Consider the following 15,574-nt stretch of genomic DNA (forward strand, 5'->3'; position numbering starts at 1 on the left):
AATGAATTTATCATTTCAAGAATTAGGTATTTCCCAAGAACGTGCTGAATTATTAGCAAACATGGGTTTTTCTGAACCTACAAATATCCAAACTCAAGCAATTCCTCAACTATTAAATGGTCGGGATGTAGTCGGTCAATCCCAAACAGGAACAGGTAAAACCGCAGCTTTTTCTTTACCAATTTTAGAAAAATTAGATCCCAGCTTAAAAGCTGTACAAGCAATTGTTTTAACCCCAACTCGTGAGTTAGCAATTCAAGTTCACGCTGCTGTTTCCCAATTTATTGGTAACAGTTACTTAAAAGCGGCGGCTATTTATGGTGGTCAATCAATTGACCGTCAAATTATGCAACTCAGACGTGGGGCGCAAATTGTCGTGGGAACACCAGGACGGGTCATAGACTTACTAGATCGTGGTAACTTGAAGTTAGATCAAGTCAGATGGTTTGTCTTAGATGAAGCTGATGAAATGTTAAGCATGGGCTTCATTGACGATGTCGAAAGAATTCTTTCTCAAGCGCCAGAAGAACGCCAAACAGCCTTATTTTCTGCCACAATGCCACCATCAATTCGGATGTTGGTAAATAAATTTTTGAATTCACCGGTCACTGTCACCGTTGAACAACCCAAAGCCGCACCAAATAAAATCAATCAAGTGGCTTACATGATTCCCCGTCATTGGACAAAAGCTAAAGCTTTACAACCAATTCTGGAAATGGAAGATCCAGAAACAGCTTTAATCTTTGTTCGCACCCGTCGCACAGCCGCAGAATTAACCAGTCAATTGCAATCTGCTGGACACAGTGTGGATGAATATCATGGTGATTTGTCCCAACAAGCCCGGGAACGCCTATTAATCCGTTTCCGTAACCGTCAAGTCCGTTGGGTAGTAGCTACTGATATTGCAGCTAGAGGTTTGGACGTTGACCAACTTTCCCACGTAATCAACTTTGATTTACCTGATAGCGTAGAAACCTATGTTCACCGGATTGGTCGGACTGGTCGGGCTGGAAAAGAAGGAACGGCAATTTCTTTAGTTCAGGCATTTGAACGCCGCAAACAAGTGGCATTTGAACGCCATAACCGCCAAACATGGCAGATTCTGTCTATTCCTACCAAGGCGCAGATTGAAGCCCAACATATCCAGAAGTTAAGAGGACAAGTGGCTGAAGCTTTAACTGGGGAACGGTTAGCTTCCTTCTTGCCAATTATCAGCGAAATGATTGAGGAATATGATGCTCATGCGATCGCTGCTGCTGCTTTACAAATCGCCTACGATCAAACCCGCCCCGCTTGGTTACTATCAGGAGTAGACCTACCTGTGGACGAAAGCCCAACTCCCAAACCCAGAATCAATAAACGTGGTGATAGTGGCGAACGTGAACGCAGTTCCGGTGGTGGTCGCGGTGGTCGTTCCTCTTGGTCAAAAGAAGGCAAAGACGACAGACGCAGCAGTGGTGGTGGTAGTCCTAAACCCAAGTTGAAAATCACTCACCATGAATCTTCTCCTATTCCTAGCAATCACAAGTTAGGTTTACCAACAGGTAGAGAATAGATGGGTTGTCAGTTCATCTCCATGACAGCCCGTTAATAAGCTAATTTTAAAGCCACTTTCACCTACAGATTAAAACCTGCGGGCTTGAAGGTGGCTTTAATGCTGATTACTACTGTATTAAGCTATTTTGTTCTGGGAATATAAATCTGACTTTTCCCGTTATCTTTCTAATTGAGCGATCGCCCACTATAACCCCCTCCCCAAAGTCCTATTTTCTCGTTGATTATTCTCATTAAACGTCGCTTGTTGAGAATTAGGCTATAGTCTAAAACCCTTGTTAATTGGGAGTTTCACGACTTAACGGGAAAAGTCAGGAATATAAATAGGGCTTGCTGAAAAAGCGGAAAAAGGCAAAAAAATTGACGAGGTATTTAGGCAAAAGCAAAGATAAGTTTTTGTTGTTTAAAATTAGGCAAAACATCACTTTTAGTAATCAAATCAGAGAAAAAAGAGGTTATTTGCAAAAATTGCCATAAAAACCCACAAAAAACCCTTGATAGTAAGGTAGAAAGATTCATAACTAAAAAAGTAATAGCAATCTTCTGTCAGAGAGGTATGAGGAAGTTTAGCCATGACTCTACCCAAACTAAATCTTTGTGTATACTAAAAACGGTTAAAAATTGGACTTTTATTTGGCGGCAAAAACAAGTATGATAAACAAATAATCAAGATTGGTGCTATTAAAAGGTAAATTTCCACCTCCCATCTGCAATGATAGTGAATAATTAATTCTTTGGCAGAAATATTAGGGTCAATAATACTAGTAACTAAACGACGAGGGAGAAAACCAGGAATTTGATATTCAATAACTCGGACAATGATACTTTCCTGATTCCATTGTTTATGCGATTGGAGTAGATTTTTCTAAATTAAGAATTTTGCCATTAATTTCTGATAAATAACTTCCATCTGGATATCTAGCCATGTATCCATCTGGCAAAGGAGAATCAGAGATAATAGGTAGTTTAACATGAGAAGCTACCCTAAGTAGGGTTTGCTGAAAAAGTTATCTGTGAGGGCTAGGAGTCAGGAGTCAGGAGTCAGGAGTCAGGAGGAAGAATTAGAAGGAGATAAGAATAGTCTCAAATTCCAGAAAGTGATAGGTTTTTAATGGTTTCAATGCTTATTCCTTGCACCTAATTCACTTTTTTAACCCGGAAACTCTTAATATATCTAGGTTTTCGGTTTATTCAGCAAGCCCTAAGTAAAAAGTCACATTCTTTTGTACGAATACTAAAAATAGTTGCAAAGGAATATAAACCAGCATCTAATAAAAATAATAAGTTTTTCTGGTTAAATTGTGCCAGTAATTTAGTCATTAAAGTCCTCTCACCAGTTCCTTTACCTTGGCTAGAACCATAGGTAAAATCTAGAATTAGGCGTGTTGATGCTGAGGATAACCACCTCAATCCTGATATCATCCAATCCATAATTCCTAAATAACTTAAATCACGACGGATAGTGGAGAGAATTACAAACCAGATGACAAATGTTGGTACTAGAATCGTTCCTTGACGACATTTACTTGATGAAACACTCGCCAAAGATTCTTTGATAATAGTTGATAAATGTTTTGCAATTGGTTATTCTTAATTTATCTATTACTCTAATTTGCTCACATAAAATAACTGAATCTTGTTTTAAGCCTCCAGTATTAGCGGGTATAAATACATGAGATGTTAAAATAGTTTGTCGAATTTTTGAAGTCAAAGGTACAATAATTGTATGAGGACTAACTTTATTGGCTTGATCTATTTGTACAATTACAACTGGTCTAATTCCTGCCTGTTCTGTTCCTCTAACTGGATTAAGATCACATAAAACAATATCTCCTCTTTTTAAATTTACCACTGAATTTCTCCTTTTGCCAATCTATCTTCATAATCTTCTAAATTAGAAAGATAATCATTAAAATCAGATTCAGCTATTTCTAAAGATTCTCCAACATCTGGATATAGTTTTTCATAACCATTAAATAATTTTCTTTTAGCTAATTGCTCAAATAATAAATATTTTTCTTCACCAGAAAGAGACTCTATTGATTCCACAATTTTGTTGATGGTTTGATTCATAAAACATCTCCTATTGTTTATGGTATTGGTATTATATCACAAACCATTTATAGCAGTTATCGCTAGGATGCAATACAATCTAGGGCGCAGACCCTGCTCCCCTACAGAGTTTGCGATGGGCTGACTGTATCTCATTCAAGTGCATACAGCTATATCTGATGATGAGCAAGATTTTTTTCCTTGTATCCATTTCTGAAATTGAGCAAATTGTTTTTCTTGTTGTGTGAGTTGTAACCCTAACTCACCTCTGGACATACTGTAACCCATCAATAACTGATAAAATGGGTTCATTGACTCCACTGTTGTGCTAAAGATGCGGTTCTAGCAGTAGCAGCATTGAGTTCCAGATTAACAAGATTATCTAACTCAATTTGTATTTCTGGCGGAAGTTTCTGTTCTTGATCTCTTGCTATTCTCCACATAGTCATTAGTTCGGATAAACGTTGTTGTTGATCTTTAGTGAAGAATTGATCAGGATGAAAATTATCAATAATTAATAATGCCCGAAATTCAACTTCACCTAACTGTGTAGTCAAAGCATCTAAAGCTTGACCGGCAGTTTTACCAAAAGACTGTTTATCTCCAGCAATGGCACGATAAGACCTTTCACCACTGGCATTTGATATAGGTAAAATGGCAACTGTAGTCATAATGCTGATTAAGAATATTTGTTGTTTATCAATTATACCCCAGTCCTCTATTCCCTGTCCCTAAAAATTATTGACAAATTTCCCGTAATGTGTTGGTGAAGTTGGGATAAGAAATGGCTGCTGCTTCAGCGCGGTTAATGGTGGTTGTACCGGTGGCGTTGAGGGCGGCGATCGCTAAACTCATGGCAATGCGATGATCTGTATGGCTATCTACTTCCGCACCGACTAAGGGAGTACCGCCGATAATTTCCATTCCGTCAGGTAATTCGGTGATTTTTGCCCCCATTTTATTGAGTTGTTGTGCCATGACGGTAATGCGATCGCTCTCTTTGACTCTTAACTCCTCTGCATCCCGAATAATGGTTGTTCCTTGGGCAAAAGCCGCCGCAACTGCCAAAATGGGAATTTCATCAATTAACCTGGGAATAATATCACCAGCGATGGTACAGCTTTTTAAACCACCAGAACGGACGCGAATATCAGCTACCGGTTCTCCCGCAACTTCCCGCTGGTTCTCTAGTTGAATATCTGCCCCCATGAGTTCCAAAGCTTCTAAAATCCCCGTGCGGGTAGGATTGACACCGACATTTTCGACTACCAAATCTGAACCGGGAACGATCGCCCCAGCCACTAACCAAAAAGCCGCCGAACTGATATCACCGGGGACAATTACGGTTTGTCCATAGAGTTTCGCCCCACCTGTGATCGTGACGCTGTTGGTGCCTGGATCTATACTTAATTCCGCGCCGTAAGCCCTTAACATTCGTTCACTGTGATCCCGTGATAAAGCGGGTTCGGTGACGGTGGTTTGTCCTTCGGTGTTTAAACCCGCCAGGAGGATACAGGATTTAACTTGAGCCGAAGCGATGGGAGAATGATAGTGTATGGGTTGCAGGGCTTGTCCTTGAATGGCTAGAGGGGCTAAGGTGTTGCCTTTGCGTCCCCAAATTTGCGCCCCCATTTGTTGCAGCGGCTTGACGACACGGGACATAGGACGCGATCGCAAAGAACTATCACCTGTCACCGTGAAAAATCGCCCTGGATGGGATGCTAATAAGCCCAACATCAACCGCATCGTTGTCCCAGAATTACCCGCGTCCAAGACATTTATAGGCTCTTGAAAATTGCCCAAACCGATGCCTTTGACTGTTACCAATTCTGTATTTAATTCCGAAATTTCCGCCCCTAGCGCCCGAAAACAGGCCGCAGTGCTACGGGGGTCTTCACCTAACAGCAGTCCTTGAATCTGAGTTTCCCCTTGTGCGATCGCCCCCAACATCAAAGCGCGATGGGAAATAGACTTATCACCAGGAACTCGGATACGTCCCCGCAAAGACAATTCAGCCGCAGGGCGCTGAATAATTAAGTGATCCGAAGAGTTTGCTTGAGTTTCTAAAGTAATAACAATAGCCGACATTAGGATACAATGACTTTTGAATAGAATAAAAGCTAAACAGCGACTCGTTTGTCACTATTCACTTCCAATTTAGTATCCTACCGCTTTTTGGCAACTATAATCTTTCTTCTGGTAGATAACAGGTGACAGGTAATACCATATTGAATTGTCTCAATTAACAAATCAAAATATTTGCTGACGATGAAGCAGGTTTTACTATTGATTAGACATCTTGCTTAAATGTCTTGTGTTTTGTTGCTTCCACCAAAAACGTCAGCCGTAACGTTAAATAATAGGCAAAATTAGCAATTTAGAAAATCGCTAAACTTTTATTCTTCATTTTTAACCCCTCACACTCTCATGCTAACTAACCACCGCAAACCCGTATGTTTATCAATGATTTCCACTGACTTGCCGATTTGGTCTGTGGTTGACACTGCTGGAACTTTAATTCAAAAGGACACAGATAAATTTCATTTACTATTGACTGCACCACCTCTTATTAGTTGTGAAGTAGGCAGTTATTTAAATCAAGAAGATACAATTTACCCAACTAAAAACGATTTTTCTCCTCCTAGCAGCCCCAGAATTTTATGGCTGGAAATTTCACCTCGGCGGTTAATTATGACAATGCAAGGTAATGCTCAAGTCAGTTACCGTCACTTTTGGGAATTGGGTGTATATGGCATTAGTCGTTTTTGGTTGCCAAATGAATCATTACAACCCCATCAACCTATCCGTTTGCGTAATTTTACCAAAAGTTTCACTCTCAGTGGACATCCTTTTCCAGAACATCTCCGTTTAGAATATGAACTCTGGACAGGAAAAGTGCAATTGGGTCATTACATTCTCAATTTGGAAATTCAGCATTGAAGGGAACAGGGAACAAGGAACAGGTAAGAGTTTTAGCAATGACCAATTACCAATTACCAATTACTAATAATTAGGTTCATTACCTACTTTCCATTTGATATTGCAACCAATACTAGGCTTTTGTTCACTTGTCACAGGTTGATTATTTAAAACTGCGGTAATAGCTGCTCTTAAATCTTTACCTGTTACAGGTTGATTATTACTAGGACGACTATCATCTAATTGTCCGCGATAAACGAGTTTCCTCTCGCTATCAAATAAAAAGAAATCCGGTGTACAAGCTGCTGTATATGCCTTTGCCGTTGCTTGAGTTTCGTCGTAACAGAAAGTAAAATCAAACCCCAATTCTATACACATTTCTTTTAATGATTCTGGGGCATCATTAGGATAATTTTGAGCATCATTAGCGCTAATGGCAATAATCCCTAAATCACTCTTGCTGTAATCTTGATCTAATCTGGCTAATTCTTGTTGAATATGCTTAACAAATGGACAGTGACGACAAATAAACATGATTAATAATGCCTTTTTATTGGCAAAATTATCAAGAGAAATTGTTTTTCCAGATACTACTTCTGGTAGATGAAAATCTGGTGCTTTCGTGCCTAGAGGCAACATTGTAGAAGCGGTTAAAACCATAATTTTTTTAATGTTTTGATCAGGATTTTTTCTAATAATAGAATAATCCATCTTGATTTAGGAAAATTACCAAATTCAAATTCATAACTTATTAGAAAATTTAAGTATATCATGAATTATTTAATTAAGTTTTAGGAAAAAGATAAATATTCCCTGTTCCCTGCTATAATGACTGACCGTTGATTGAAAAAATTTTAATAATGATCACTTGGTGTTCCTTGCTAATGAAGCAATGGGGTAGGATGACAAAATTCCTATCTTTGTTCTGTCTTTGTCTATTATTGGTTGTTAGTTGTACTCCTAAACAACAAACAGATGCACCACAGCCTAGTGCTGTAAATACTCCTGCGGGTGATGGTCGGATTACCGTAGGGACAACGGAAAAACCAAGAACTCTTGATCCTGCTGATGCGTATGAATTGGGATCTTTGAGTTTAGTATTTAATATGAGCGATCGCCTGTACACTTACGAACCAGGTAGTACAGAAATTAAACCACAATTGGCAACAGCATTACCAAAAGTGAGTGCAGATGGTTTAACTTATACCATTCCTATTCGCCAAGGAGTCCTATTTCATGATGATACTCCTTTCAATGCCAAAGCAATGGAGTTTAGTCTGCAACGCTTCATCGAAAACAAAGGTAAACCATCTTTCCTGCTTTCCGATACCGTAGCTTCAGTTAAAGCAACCGGAGAGTATGAATTAACAATTAAACTGAAAAAACCCTTTGCAGCTTTTCCTTCATTGTTAGCATTTTCGGGAGTCTGTGCAGTTTCACCAACAGCTTATGAAATTGGGGCGGGAAAATTTAAACCAAATATTTTTGTAGGGACTGGTGCTTACAAATTAGCTAAATATGGAACTGATTCCTTAAAGTTTGATGTATTTGATAAATATTGGGGAACAAAACCCGAAAATAAAGGTGTAAATGTCCAAATTCAAACCAGTCCAGTCAACTTATTTAATGCCTTTAAAACTGGTGCGATAGATGTGGCTTATCTATCCTTACAACCGGATCAAATTCAGAGTTTAGAAGCAAGTGCGAAAAAGGGAGATTGGCAAGCTATATCTGCTCAAGGTAGTGTAGTTACTTATATGACATTAAATCGCAATCAAAAACCTTTAGATAAAGTAGAGGTGAGACAAGCGATCGCATCATTAGTTGATCGTAAATTATTAAATGATCGGGTATTATTATCACAGGCTGATCCTCTTTACAGCATGATTCCCACAACCTTCAACGTTTCCCAACCATTGTTTCAAGATAAATATGGTGATGGTAAATTTGAAGAAGCCAAAAAATCCTTAGTTGCTGCTGGTTTTTCCAAAGAAAATCCGGCAAAAGTGCAAATTTGGTATCCAGCAAGTTCAATGACTCGCAGTTTAGTTGCACAAACCTTAAAATCCCTCGCTGATACTAAAATGGATGGTATTTTGCAATTTGAAGTTAAAACCGTCGAAGGTGCTACTTTCTATAAAGAAATTTCCAAAGGTTTATATCCCAGTACCTTAACTAATTGGTATCCAGACTTTTTAGATCCAGATAACTACGTACAGCCATTTTTAGCTTGTGAAAAAGGTTCAGTTGCTAAAGGTTGTGAAATCGGCGGTAGTCAAACTCAGGGGTCATTCTATTATAGTGAAGCTATGAATAAACTCATAGATCAACAACGTAAAGAACAAAATCCTGAAACTCGGAAAAAAATATTTGCCGACATTCAAACCCAAGTATTAACTGATGTCCCATACATCCCTTTATGGCAAAGCAAAGATTTTGTATTTGCTCAAAAAGGCGTAGCCAATGTCAATCTTGATCCTACCCAAAACCTAATTTATAAAACAATTAAAAAGTAGAATCAATACCGAGCGATTTCACTGTCGTTCCCAGACTCCGGCTGGGAATGCCATTCAGAGGCTCTGCCTCTTGATTAATTAGATGAGGCAGAGCCTCAAGACTGCATTCCTTGTCTCTGACAAGGAACGAGGTGAATCCTTCTTTCTTCATCCTGACTCCTGACTCCTGACTCCTGACTCCTGACTCCTGACTCCTGACTCCTGACTCCTATAAAAAATATGTCTCGTTCTAAAGCATTACAGTATTACATTGTTTCTAGGTTACTATTTGCGCCATTGCAACTATTAACTATTATCACCATTGTCTTTATTTTACTTAGAGCCACACCAGGAGATCCCGCAGATGCAATTCTGGGAGGAAGAGCGCCCGAAAGTGCAAAAGAAGAATTAAGAAAACAACTTGGTTTGGACTTACCAATTTGGTTACAATATCTCAATTATTTAGGTAATTTACTACGCTTTGATTTAGGAACTTCCTTAACCAGTCGCGGTCAAAATATAGGTGAAATAATTAGTCAATATTTTCCAGCCACAGTAGAATTAGCATTTGCGAGTATGGCTGTGGCGCTGATTGTCGGTGTTTTAGTGGGAACTATTTCCGCTTCTCGTCCGGGAACTGGTTTTGATATTGGTGGGCGTTTATTTGGGATTATTACCTACGCACTACCAATGTTTTGGGCAGGTATGTTATTACAATTAGTTTTCTCAGTTCAATTGGGTTGGTTTCCCAATTCCAATCGTTTTCCACCTAATCTTCCTGCACCTACAAATATTACTGGTTTATATACAATTGATAGTTTATTAAGTGGGAATTTAAGTCAATTTTTCACATCTTTACATCATTTAGCTTTACCAAGTTTAACTTTAGGAATTTTGCTAAGTGGCATTTTTGAACGCATTGTCAGAGTTAATTTAAAACAAACCTTAAAAGCTGATTATGTAGAAGCAGCTAGAGCGCGAGGAATTTCTGAAAGTAAGATTTTAGTTTCCCATGCTTTAAAGAATGCCTTAATTCCTGTAATTACAGTCTTAGGATTAACATTTGCTTCCTTGTTAGGTGGAGCAATTTTAACAGAAGTGACATTTTCCTGGCCAGGGTTAGCAAATCGCCTCTATCAAGCTATTTCCGACCGAGATTATCCTACTGTACAAGGTGTGTTAGTATTTTTTGGGGCAATTGTCGTGAGTGCGAGTATTTTGATTGATATTCTCAATGCTTATGTAGATCCGAGAATTAGATATTAAAAAAGGAGTATGATTTTAGCATGGCTAACGCCATACACCATACAGTGCTAATAGAAAGTGATTAGCTGGACTGATAACTTTGTCAAAAAAATTTTAGATCGCTACTTTTTAAGCTCATGTAAAAGAACATCATTCTTGTGAAAACAGATACTATATTCTATCAACTATTTCAGACATTACCTAGTATCCTTTTTGAACTGATTGGCAAGCCAGCCACAGAAGCGGAAGCATATCAATTCACTTCTGTAGAAATTAAGGAACTAGCATTTCGCTTTGATGGTTTATTTATACCTGATTCAGAAATACCTGAACAACCGATTTACTTTGTAGAAGTTCAATTTCAACCGAAAGCGGATTTTTACTGGCGGTTATTTACCGAAATCTTTGTTTATCTGAATCAATATCAACCAAAGAATGATTTTCATGCAGTAGCCATTTTTGCTAAACGTAGTTTAGATCCTGGTGTACCAATGCAGTATCGGGGTTTGCTAATGAGTCAGCAAATCACGTTTATTTATTTGGATGAGTTGGAGGTAACAACCGATAATTCAATAGGACTGGGAATGGTACAGCTAGTAGTGGAAAAAGAGGAAACTGCTATTGATCATACAAGGCAGTTAATCCAAAAATCTCGACAACAATTAGCAGATGCCAGTAAAAGACAAAAAGTCTTAGAATTGTTAGAGACAATCTTGGTTTACAAATTAAGTAATTTAACTCGTCAGGAGATTGAAGCAATGTTTACTCTAGATGAATTAAAGCAAACAAGGTATTTTCGAGAAGTTGCGGAGGAGGCGAAAGTACAAGGTAAGTTAGAAGGTAAGTTGGAAGGTAGGTTGGAAGGTAAGTTGGAAGGTAGGTTGGAAGGTAAGTTGGAAGGTAAGTTGGAAGGTAAGTTGGAAGGTAAGTTGGAAACAGTACCTTTGTTATTACAGTTAGGTTTGACTGTGGAACAAATAGCCGCAAATTTGGCTGTGGATATTGAAGCGGTAAGAAAGGTTGCGGAAACATCTGTTAATGAAACTCCTTCAGAGTAATTAGAAGAAATGGAAAGTGATTAGTTCGACTGATCACTTTTTTAATTTTTTGCAGTTAATTGTCTAATTTCTACTCCTTGGTCTTTTAAGGCTTGTTTCAAGTCAAACTTTAACTTTTATTCCTACCTACTAAATGGTTATGCTATCAGACACATTATTACCTTTGCAAACTACGTGGATCAAGAGCATCTCTCAACCCATCACCTAATACATTGAAAGACAAAACGGTGATAATAATTAGAATTGCTGGTGGTAAAATTAGCCAAGGTTGTAATACTAAAATAGAAGCATTACTAGCTAGAGAAAGCATATTTCCCCAAGAAGGATCTGGTTGTTGAATCCCTAAACCAATTAGACTTAATACTGCTTCTGCTCCAATAAAACTAGGAATTGTTAAAGTAGCAGAAATAATGATGTAAGTTGCAGTTTGTGGCAAAACATGACGAACAATAATATAAATGGGATTACCACCCATTACCTTTGCTGCTTGCACAAATTCGAGTTCTTTGATTGATAATACCTGTCCGCGAATTATCCTCGCTAAACCTGCCCAACTAATTACAGAAGTAATCAGAATAATTAATAAAAATCGCTGAGTGCTGGTTAATTTTGGACTCAAAATCCCTGATAGTGCTACTAATAAATAAATACTCGGAAATGTCATCAATACTTCTGCTAAACGCATGATGAGACTATCAATTATTCCGCCAAAATAGCCGGAAATACCACCAATAAGCAACGCCAATGGATAGGTAATGATAATCCCAAAAATACCAATGAACATACTAATGCGACCACCATGCAACAGCCGACTAAATTGATCGCGTCCTTGTTCGTCTGTTCCCAAAATATTCAATTTTGCGTCACCAATAACGCCAAACAAATGCCAATTTAAAGAAATCCCCGGAATAATTGTGACTTCCTGCCATTTTGGTGGGAGGGAAATAGTCAAGTTGAATAATTGATATTTAGGTCCATTCACAAATAATCTTAATGGTGAAGGTTTTGTCTGATCTATAATTATTTTTCTTTCACCAGTTTCTAAGTTAGTATCCCCTTGTGTTGTAGGATATACATGGGGTCCAATAAACTGCCCTGATTGAGATACCCAATGAATCTGAGTCGGTGGAAGTAGTGAACCATTGGTTTGTGAATCATAAGGGTTATAAGGAGCGATGAAATCAGCACCAATTACTGCTAAATAAAAACATAAGAGGACAATTGCCCCAGTTCGTGCTAAAGGATTTTTGTTGAGTCGTTGCCACCAATTCATAGTTTTTGATGTAAAAGTTAATGTTGATTAATTGTTGATAAAAGTATATATCAATAGATTAGATAAAAAACCGCAAACCTATTTTATGAATAACCTGCATCACCATCGCTCACAATTTCCCGCTTTAAGTAATAAGCTTTATTTTAACTACGGAGGACAGGGTCCAATGCCGCAAAGGGCTATGGATGCTATTACCCAATCTCAAGCCCATATTCAAAGTATAGGTCCTTTTGGGAGTGAGGCATACAGCTGGATTGCACCGCAAATACAAGCCAGTCGGGAAGCGATCGCCTCCATACTTAATGTACCATCTAACACAATAACTCTCACTGGTAATGTCACCGTCGGTTGTAACATTGCGATGTGGGGCATTGATTGGCAACCCGGTGATCATCTTCTCCTTTCTGACTGCGAACACCCTGGAGTCATTGCTACTGCCCAAGAAATTGCCCGCAGATTTGCAGTCGAGGTTACTACCTGTCCGTTAATGGCTACTTTAAATGAGGGAAATCCCATCAGTATTATTGCTGAAAACCTCCGTCCCAAAACCCGCTTAGTAGTTTTAAGTCACGTTTTATGGAATACAGGTCAAGTTTTACCCATTGATAAAATTGTACAAGTATGCAAAGGCAATAATTCGCTGTTATTGATAGATGCGGCTCAATCCGTGGGCGTTCTCCCTTTGGATTTAACTGCTTTGGGTGTAGATTTTTATGCCTTTACCGGTCACAAATGGTTATGCGGTCCCGCTGGTGTGGGTGGTTTATATGTAAGTCCTCAAGCCAGGAAAAATCTGCACCCTACTTTCATTGGCTTAAATGGAGTAATTACCAACAATCAAGCCCAACCGACGGGTTGGCAACCAGATGGACGCAGATATGAAGTATCTACTTTACCAACTTCATTATATATTGGTTTAAAAGAAGCAATTACAATTCATGAACAATGGGGGACAGCACAGGAAAGATATGAGCAAATTTGCAAAAATAGTAATTATCTCTGGCAAAAATTAAACTCTTTACCTAATGTCAAATGTTTAAAAAATTCACCTCCAGAAAGTGGATTGGTTTCCTTTCAATTAACTAATCAGCCTAGTTCTAAATTAGTGCAATCTCTAGAGTCAGAAAATATTTTAACGCGCACAATTGCCCATCCTAATTGCATTCGTGTAAGTGTTCATTATTTAACATTAGAATCAGAAATTGACAAATTAATAGCAGCTATAGAAGGCGACTAGAAGTCACGGCTACACAGACAAAACCCACCTTCGTGGGTTAAATTATATTAGTCCGCGACGGCGGACTTTGCTTGTATAGTAGCGTTCGCGGAGCGTGCCGGAGGCATCTTTCTAATCGGCCAATACTCTTTCTAACTTTGTTTTAAATCATGAAACGACCAACTATATATATAGCAATCACAAATCACGGTTTTGGTCATGCTACCCGCACAGCTTCCATCGCTAACACCATCCAAAAATTATATCCTGAAGTATTATTAATTCTAGTCACCACTGCACCTCGCTGGTTACTGGAATCCTATATAGAATGTGATTTTATTTTACGTCAACGGGCGTTTGATTTAGGTGTGATTCAAGCTGATAGTTTGACAATGGATAAACCAGCAACTTTAGCAAAACTGCGAGAAATTCAAAAAAATCACAAATCCTTAATTGCGTCAGAAGTTAATTTTATTCGTCAAAATCGTGTTGATTTAATTTTAGCAGATATTCCTTTTTTAGCTGCTGGATTTTCTGAAGCTACGAATATTCCTTGCTGGATGATTAGTAACTTTGGTTGGGATTTTATCTATCGAGATTGGGGGGAAGAATTTACGGAAATAGCTGATTGGATTAGTGATTGGTACAGAAAATGCGACATTTTATTTCGTCTGCCTTTCCATGAACCCATGTCAGCATTTACCAACATTACAGATGTCGGTTTAACTGGTGGTTCTCCCCATTTTACTATTGATGAATTACGGATTAATTGGGGAATAACCACATCCTTAGAAAAAACTATCTTAATGACATTTGGCGGCTTAGGTTTGCAAGAAATTCCTTATACTAATATCAGCAAATTTCCCGACTGGCAATTTATCACTTTCGATGCCTCAGCCCCAGATTTACCTAACTTAATTAAAGTTACAAATCGTCAATACCGTCCTGTGGATTTTATGCCGATTTGTGGGAGAGTTATTTCTAAACCTGGATATGGGACATTTTCAGAAGCTACCCGTCTAGAAATACCAGTTATCACTATTCCCCGTGATGATTTTGCCGAAGCAGCTTTCATGTTAGCCGGAATTGCTAATTACAACCACCATCAAATTCTCACAGCACCAGAATTTTTTCAAGGAGATTGGGATTTTCTTGATCAATCACCCCAAGCACCAAAGCAGCCTAACATTGTCACCAAAGATGGGAATGAAACAATAGCCAAAGCTGTGATAGATTATTTAGAGACAAATATAGCTGTATGCACTTGAATGAAATACATCATAAGCCCCCTCCTTGCTTGCGGGGAGGGGGTTGGGGGTGGGGTTCTTGTATTTCATTTAGCCAAAAACCGCTATATATAAACTACTCTAAACTAGCCATGACCCACTACCAAAAACTATTAAGAGTTTCCACTAATGGAAAATCATTTCACAATATTACCGCCAAAATTGAAGCCATTGTTGCCGAATCTGGCATAGAAACTGGGCTTTGTAGTTTATTTTTACGTCACACCTCAGCAAGTTTAGTAATTCAAGAAAATGCTGATCCTGATGTATTAGTTGATTTAGCTAATTTCATGGCAAAAATAGTCCCAGAAGGAAACTATTACATTCATGATGCTGAAGGACCAGACGATATGCCAGGACATATCCGCACAGTTTTAACCCATACCTCCGAACAAATTCCCATTAATCGTAGTCATTTGGTAGTAACTGTTCACACTCCCCCACTAAAAAGGAATTAGGAAGTAACAGGGATAGGA

General features: G+C 38.5%; 16 protein-coding genes and 1 pseudogene. 8 read left to right on the forward strand and 9 right to left on the reverse strand.

All coding sequences use genetic code 11. The features are described 5' to 3' along the window. Nucleotide 1: 1 nt before the first annotated feature. The gene (locus FJR05_RS22805; RefSeq protein ID WP_168646228.1) at nucleotides 2-1,555 is read left to right on the forward strand and encodes a DEAD/DEAH box helicase; all 1,554 of its coding nucleotides are present in this window, start codon (nucleotides 2-4) and stop codon (nucleotides 1,553-1,555) included. Nucleotides 1,556-1,926: 371 nt separating this feature from the next. Here the strand turns inward: FJR05_RS22805 and FJR05_RS28075 are convergent. The 7 genes and pseudogenes from FJR05_RS28075 to aroA form a co-directional block, all read right to left on the reverse strand. Then, nucleotides 1,927-2,152 (reverse strand): annotated as a pseudogene (locus tag FJR05_RS28075) (IS5/IS1182 family transposase); the annotation flags it as partial. A gap of 593 nt (nucleotides 2,153-2,745) precedes the next feature. Continuing rightward, entirely contained in the window at nucleotides 2,746-3,099 is a 354-nt protein-coding gene (locus FJR05_RS22810; RefSeq protein ID WP_168646229.1) for a hypothetical protein, read from the reverse strand. Continuing rightward, nucleotides 3,077-3,406: a type II toxin-antitoxin system PemK/MazF family toxin gene (locus FJR05_RS22815; protein ID WP_168646230.1), complete on the reverse strand. Its 330-nt coding sequence runs from the start codon at nucleotides 3,404-3,406 to the stop codon at nucleotides 3,077-3,079. Before FJR05_RS22815 ends, FJR05_RS22810 begins: the two co-directional genes overlap by 23 nt. Next, nucleotides 3,400-3,627 carry a hypothetical protein gene (locus FJR05_RS22820; protein ID WP_168646209.1) on the reverse strand — a complete coding sequence of 76 codons (228 nt, stop codon included), beginning with the start codon at nucleotides 3,625-3,627 and terminating at the stop codon, nucleotides 3,400-3,402. The genes FJR05_RS22815 and FJR05_RS22820 overlap by 7 nt, the downstream gene beginning before the upstream one ends. 135 nt (nucleotides 3,628-3,762) lie before the next feature. Next, nucleotides 3,763-3,918, reverse strand: a complete 156-nt coding sequence (locus FJR05_RS27050; RefSeq protein ID WP_217385662.1) for a hypothetical protein — start codon at nucleotides 3,916-3,918, stop codon at nucleotides 3,763-3,765. Then, nucleotides 3,915-4,277, reverse strand: a complete 363-nt coding sequence (locus FJR05_RS22825) for a hypothetical protein (protein WP_168646231.1) — start codon at nucleotides 4,275-4,277, stop codon at nucleotides 3,915-3,917. The genes FJR05_RS27050 and FJR05_RS22825 overlap by 4 nt, the downstream gene beginning before the upstream one ends. A 67-nt stretch (nucleotides 4,278-4,344) precedes the next feature. After that, nucleotides 4,345-5,694 carry a 3-phosphoshikimate 1-carboxyvinyltransferase gene (gene aroA / locus FJR05_RS22830; protein ID WP_168646232.1) on the reverse strand — a complete coding sequence of 450 codons (1,350 nt, stop codon included), beginning with the start codon at nucleotides 5,692-5,694 and terminating at the stop codon, nucleotides 4,345-4,347. A 339-nt stretch (nucleotides 5,695-6,033) separates the two neighbouring features. Here aroA and FJR05_RS22835 point away from each other — a divergent pair, with 339 nt between their 5' ends. Beyond that, nucleotides 6,034-6,546 (forward strand): hypothetical protein, encoded by a 513-nt coding sequence (locus FJR05_RS22835; RefSeq protein WP_168646233.1) that lies wholly within the window; start codon nucleotides 6,034-6,036, stop codon nucleotides 6,544-6,546. 63 nt (nucleotides 6,547-6,609) lie between these two features. Here FJR05_RS22835 and FJR05_RS22840 read toward each other — a convergent pair whose 3' ends face one another. Next, nucleotides 6,610-7,185, reverse strand: a complete 576-nt coding sequence (locus tag FJR05_RS22840; protein ID WP_168646240.1) for a thioredoxin family protein — start codon at nucleotides 7,183-7,185, stop codon at nucleotides 6,610-6,612. 242 nt (nucleotides 7,186-7,427) lie between these two features. Between FJR05_RS22840 and FJR05_RS22845 the strand changes: the two genes are divergently transcribed. The 3 genes from FJR05_RS22845 (at nucleotide 7,428) to FJR05_RS22855 (ending at nucleotide 11,323) form a co-directional block, all read left to right on the forward strand. Next, on the forward strand, nucleotides 7,428-9,041 hold the full coding sequence (locus FJR05_RS22845; RefSeq protein WP_254447038.1) for an ABC transporter substrate-binding protein: 1,614 nt from the start codon (nucleotides 7,428-7,430) through the stop codon (nucleotides 9,039-9,041). A gap of 219 nt (nucleotides 9,042-9,260) precedes the next feature. Then, a complete protein-coding gene (locus FJR05_RS22850; protein ID WP_168646234.1) occupies nucleotides 9,261-10,286 on the forward strand; it encodes an ABC transporter permease in 1,026 nt (341 codons plus the stop codon). Between the two features lie 137 nt (nucleotides 10,287-10,423). Further along, entirely contained in the window at nucleotides 10,424-11,323 is a 900-nt protein-coding gene (locus tag FJR05_RS22855) for an Rpn family recombination-promoting nuclease/putative transposase (RefSeq protein WP_168646235.1), read from the forward strand. Nucleotides 11,324-11,480: 157 nt separating this feature from the next. Here the strand turns inward: FJR05_RS22855 and FJR05_RS22860 are convergent, their stop codons facing one another. After that, nucleotides 11,481-12,596, reverse strand: a complete 1,116-nt coding sequence (locus FJR05_RS22860) for an ABC transporter permease (protein ID WP_168646236.1) — start codon at nucleotides 12,594-12,596, stop codon at nucleotides 11,481-11,483. Nucleotides 12,597-12,681: 85 nt separating this feature from the next. Between FJR05_RS22860 and FJR05_RS22865 the strand changes: the two genes are divergently transcribed. The 3 genes from FJR05_RS22865 (at nucleotide 12,682) to FJR05_RS22875 (ending at nucleotide 15,556) form a co-directional block, all read left to right on the forward strand. Further along, complete coding sequence (locus tag FJR05_RS22865; RefSeq protein ID WP_168646237.1) at nucleotides 12,682-13,833, forward strand: aminotransferase class V-fold PLP-dependent enzyme; 1,152 nt, start codon at nucleotides 12,682-12,684, stop codon at nucleotides 13,831-13,833. Between the two features lie 149 nt (nucleotides 13,834-13,982). Continuing rightward, nucleotides 13,983-15,080: a glycosyl transferase gene (locus tag FJR05_RS22870; protein WP_168646238.1), complete on the forward strand. Its 1,098-nt coding sequence runs from the start codon at nucleotides 13,983-13,985 to the stop codon at nucleotides 15,078-15,080. Between the two features lie 110 nt (nucleotides 15,081-15,190). Further along, nucleotides 15,191-15,556 (forward strand): secondary thiamine-phosphate synthase enzyme YjbQ, encoded by a 366-nt coding sequence (locus FJR05_RS22875; protein WP_168646239.1) that lies wholly within the window; start codon nucleotides 15,191-15,193, stop codon nucleotides 15,554-15,556. Nucleotides 15,557-15,574 lie beyond the last annotated feature (18 nt).

The organism is Dolichospermum sp. UHCC 0259 (assembly GCF_009711935.1).
GTDB lineage: Bacteria > Cyanobacteriota > Cyanobacteriia > Cyanobacteriales > Nostocaceae > Dolichospermum.

Excerpts from the sequence above, each read along its gene's own strand:
- FJR05_RS22805 (WP_168646228.1), top strand. The coding sequence starts at position 2 with ATGAATTTATCATTTCAAGAATTAGGTATTTCCCAAGAACGTGCTGAA.
- FJR05_RS22820 (WP_168646209.1), bottom strand. The coding sequence starts at position 3,627 with ATGAATCAAACCATCAACAAAATTGTGGAATCAATAGAGTCTCTTTCT.
- FJR05_RS27050 (WP_217385662.1), bottom strand. The coding sequence starts at position 3,918 with ATGAACCCATTTTATCAGTTATTGATGGGTTACAGTATGTCCAGAGGT.
- FJR05_RS22825 (WP_168646231.1), bottom strand. The coding sequence starts at position 4,277 with ATGACTACAGTTGCCATTTTACCTATATCAAATGCCAGTGGTGAAAGG.
- aroA (WP_168646232.1), bottom strand. The coding sequence starts at position 5,694 with ATGTCGGCTATTGTTATTACTTTAGAAACTCAAGCAAACTCTTCGGAT.
- FJR05_RS22835 (WP_168646233.1), top strand. The coding sequence starts at position 6,034 with ATGCTAACTAACCACCGCAAACCCGTATGTTTATCAATGATTTCCACT.
- FJR05_RS22840 (WP_168646240.1), bottom strand. The coding sequence starts at position 7,185 with ATGGTTTTAACCGCTTCTACAATGTTGCCTCTAGGCACGAAAGCACCA.
- FJR05_RS22845 (WP_254447038.1), top strand. The coding sequence starts at position 7,428 with ATGACAAAATTCCTATCTTTGTTCTGTCTTTGTCTATTATTGGTTGTT.
- FJR05_RS22850 (WP_168646234.1), top strand. The coding sequence starts at position 9,261 with ATGTCTCGTTCTAAAGCATTACAGTATTACATTGTTTCTAGGTTACTA.
- FJR05_RS22860 (WP_168646236.1), bottom strand. The coding sequence starts at position 12,596 with ATGAATTGGTGGCAACGACTCAACAAAAATCCTTTAGCACGAACTGGG.
- FJR05_RS22865 (WP_168646237.1), top strand. The coding sequence starts at position 12,682 with ATGAATAACCTGCATCACCATCGCTCACAATTTCCCGCTTTAAGTAAT.
- FJR05_RS22870 (WP_168646238.1), top strand. The coding sequence starts at position 13,983 with ATGAAACGACCAACTATATATATAGCAATCACAAATCACGGTTTTGGT.
- FJR05_RS22875 (WP_168646239.1), top strand. The coding sequence starts at position 15,191 with ATGACCCACTACCAAAAACTATTAAGAGTTTCCACTAATGGAAAATCA.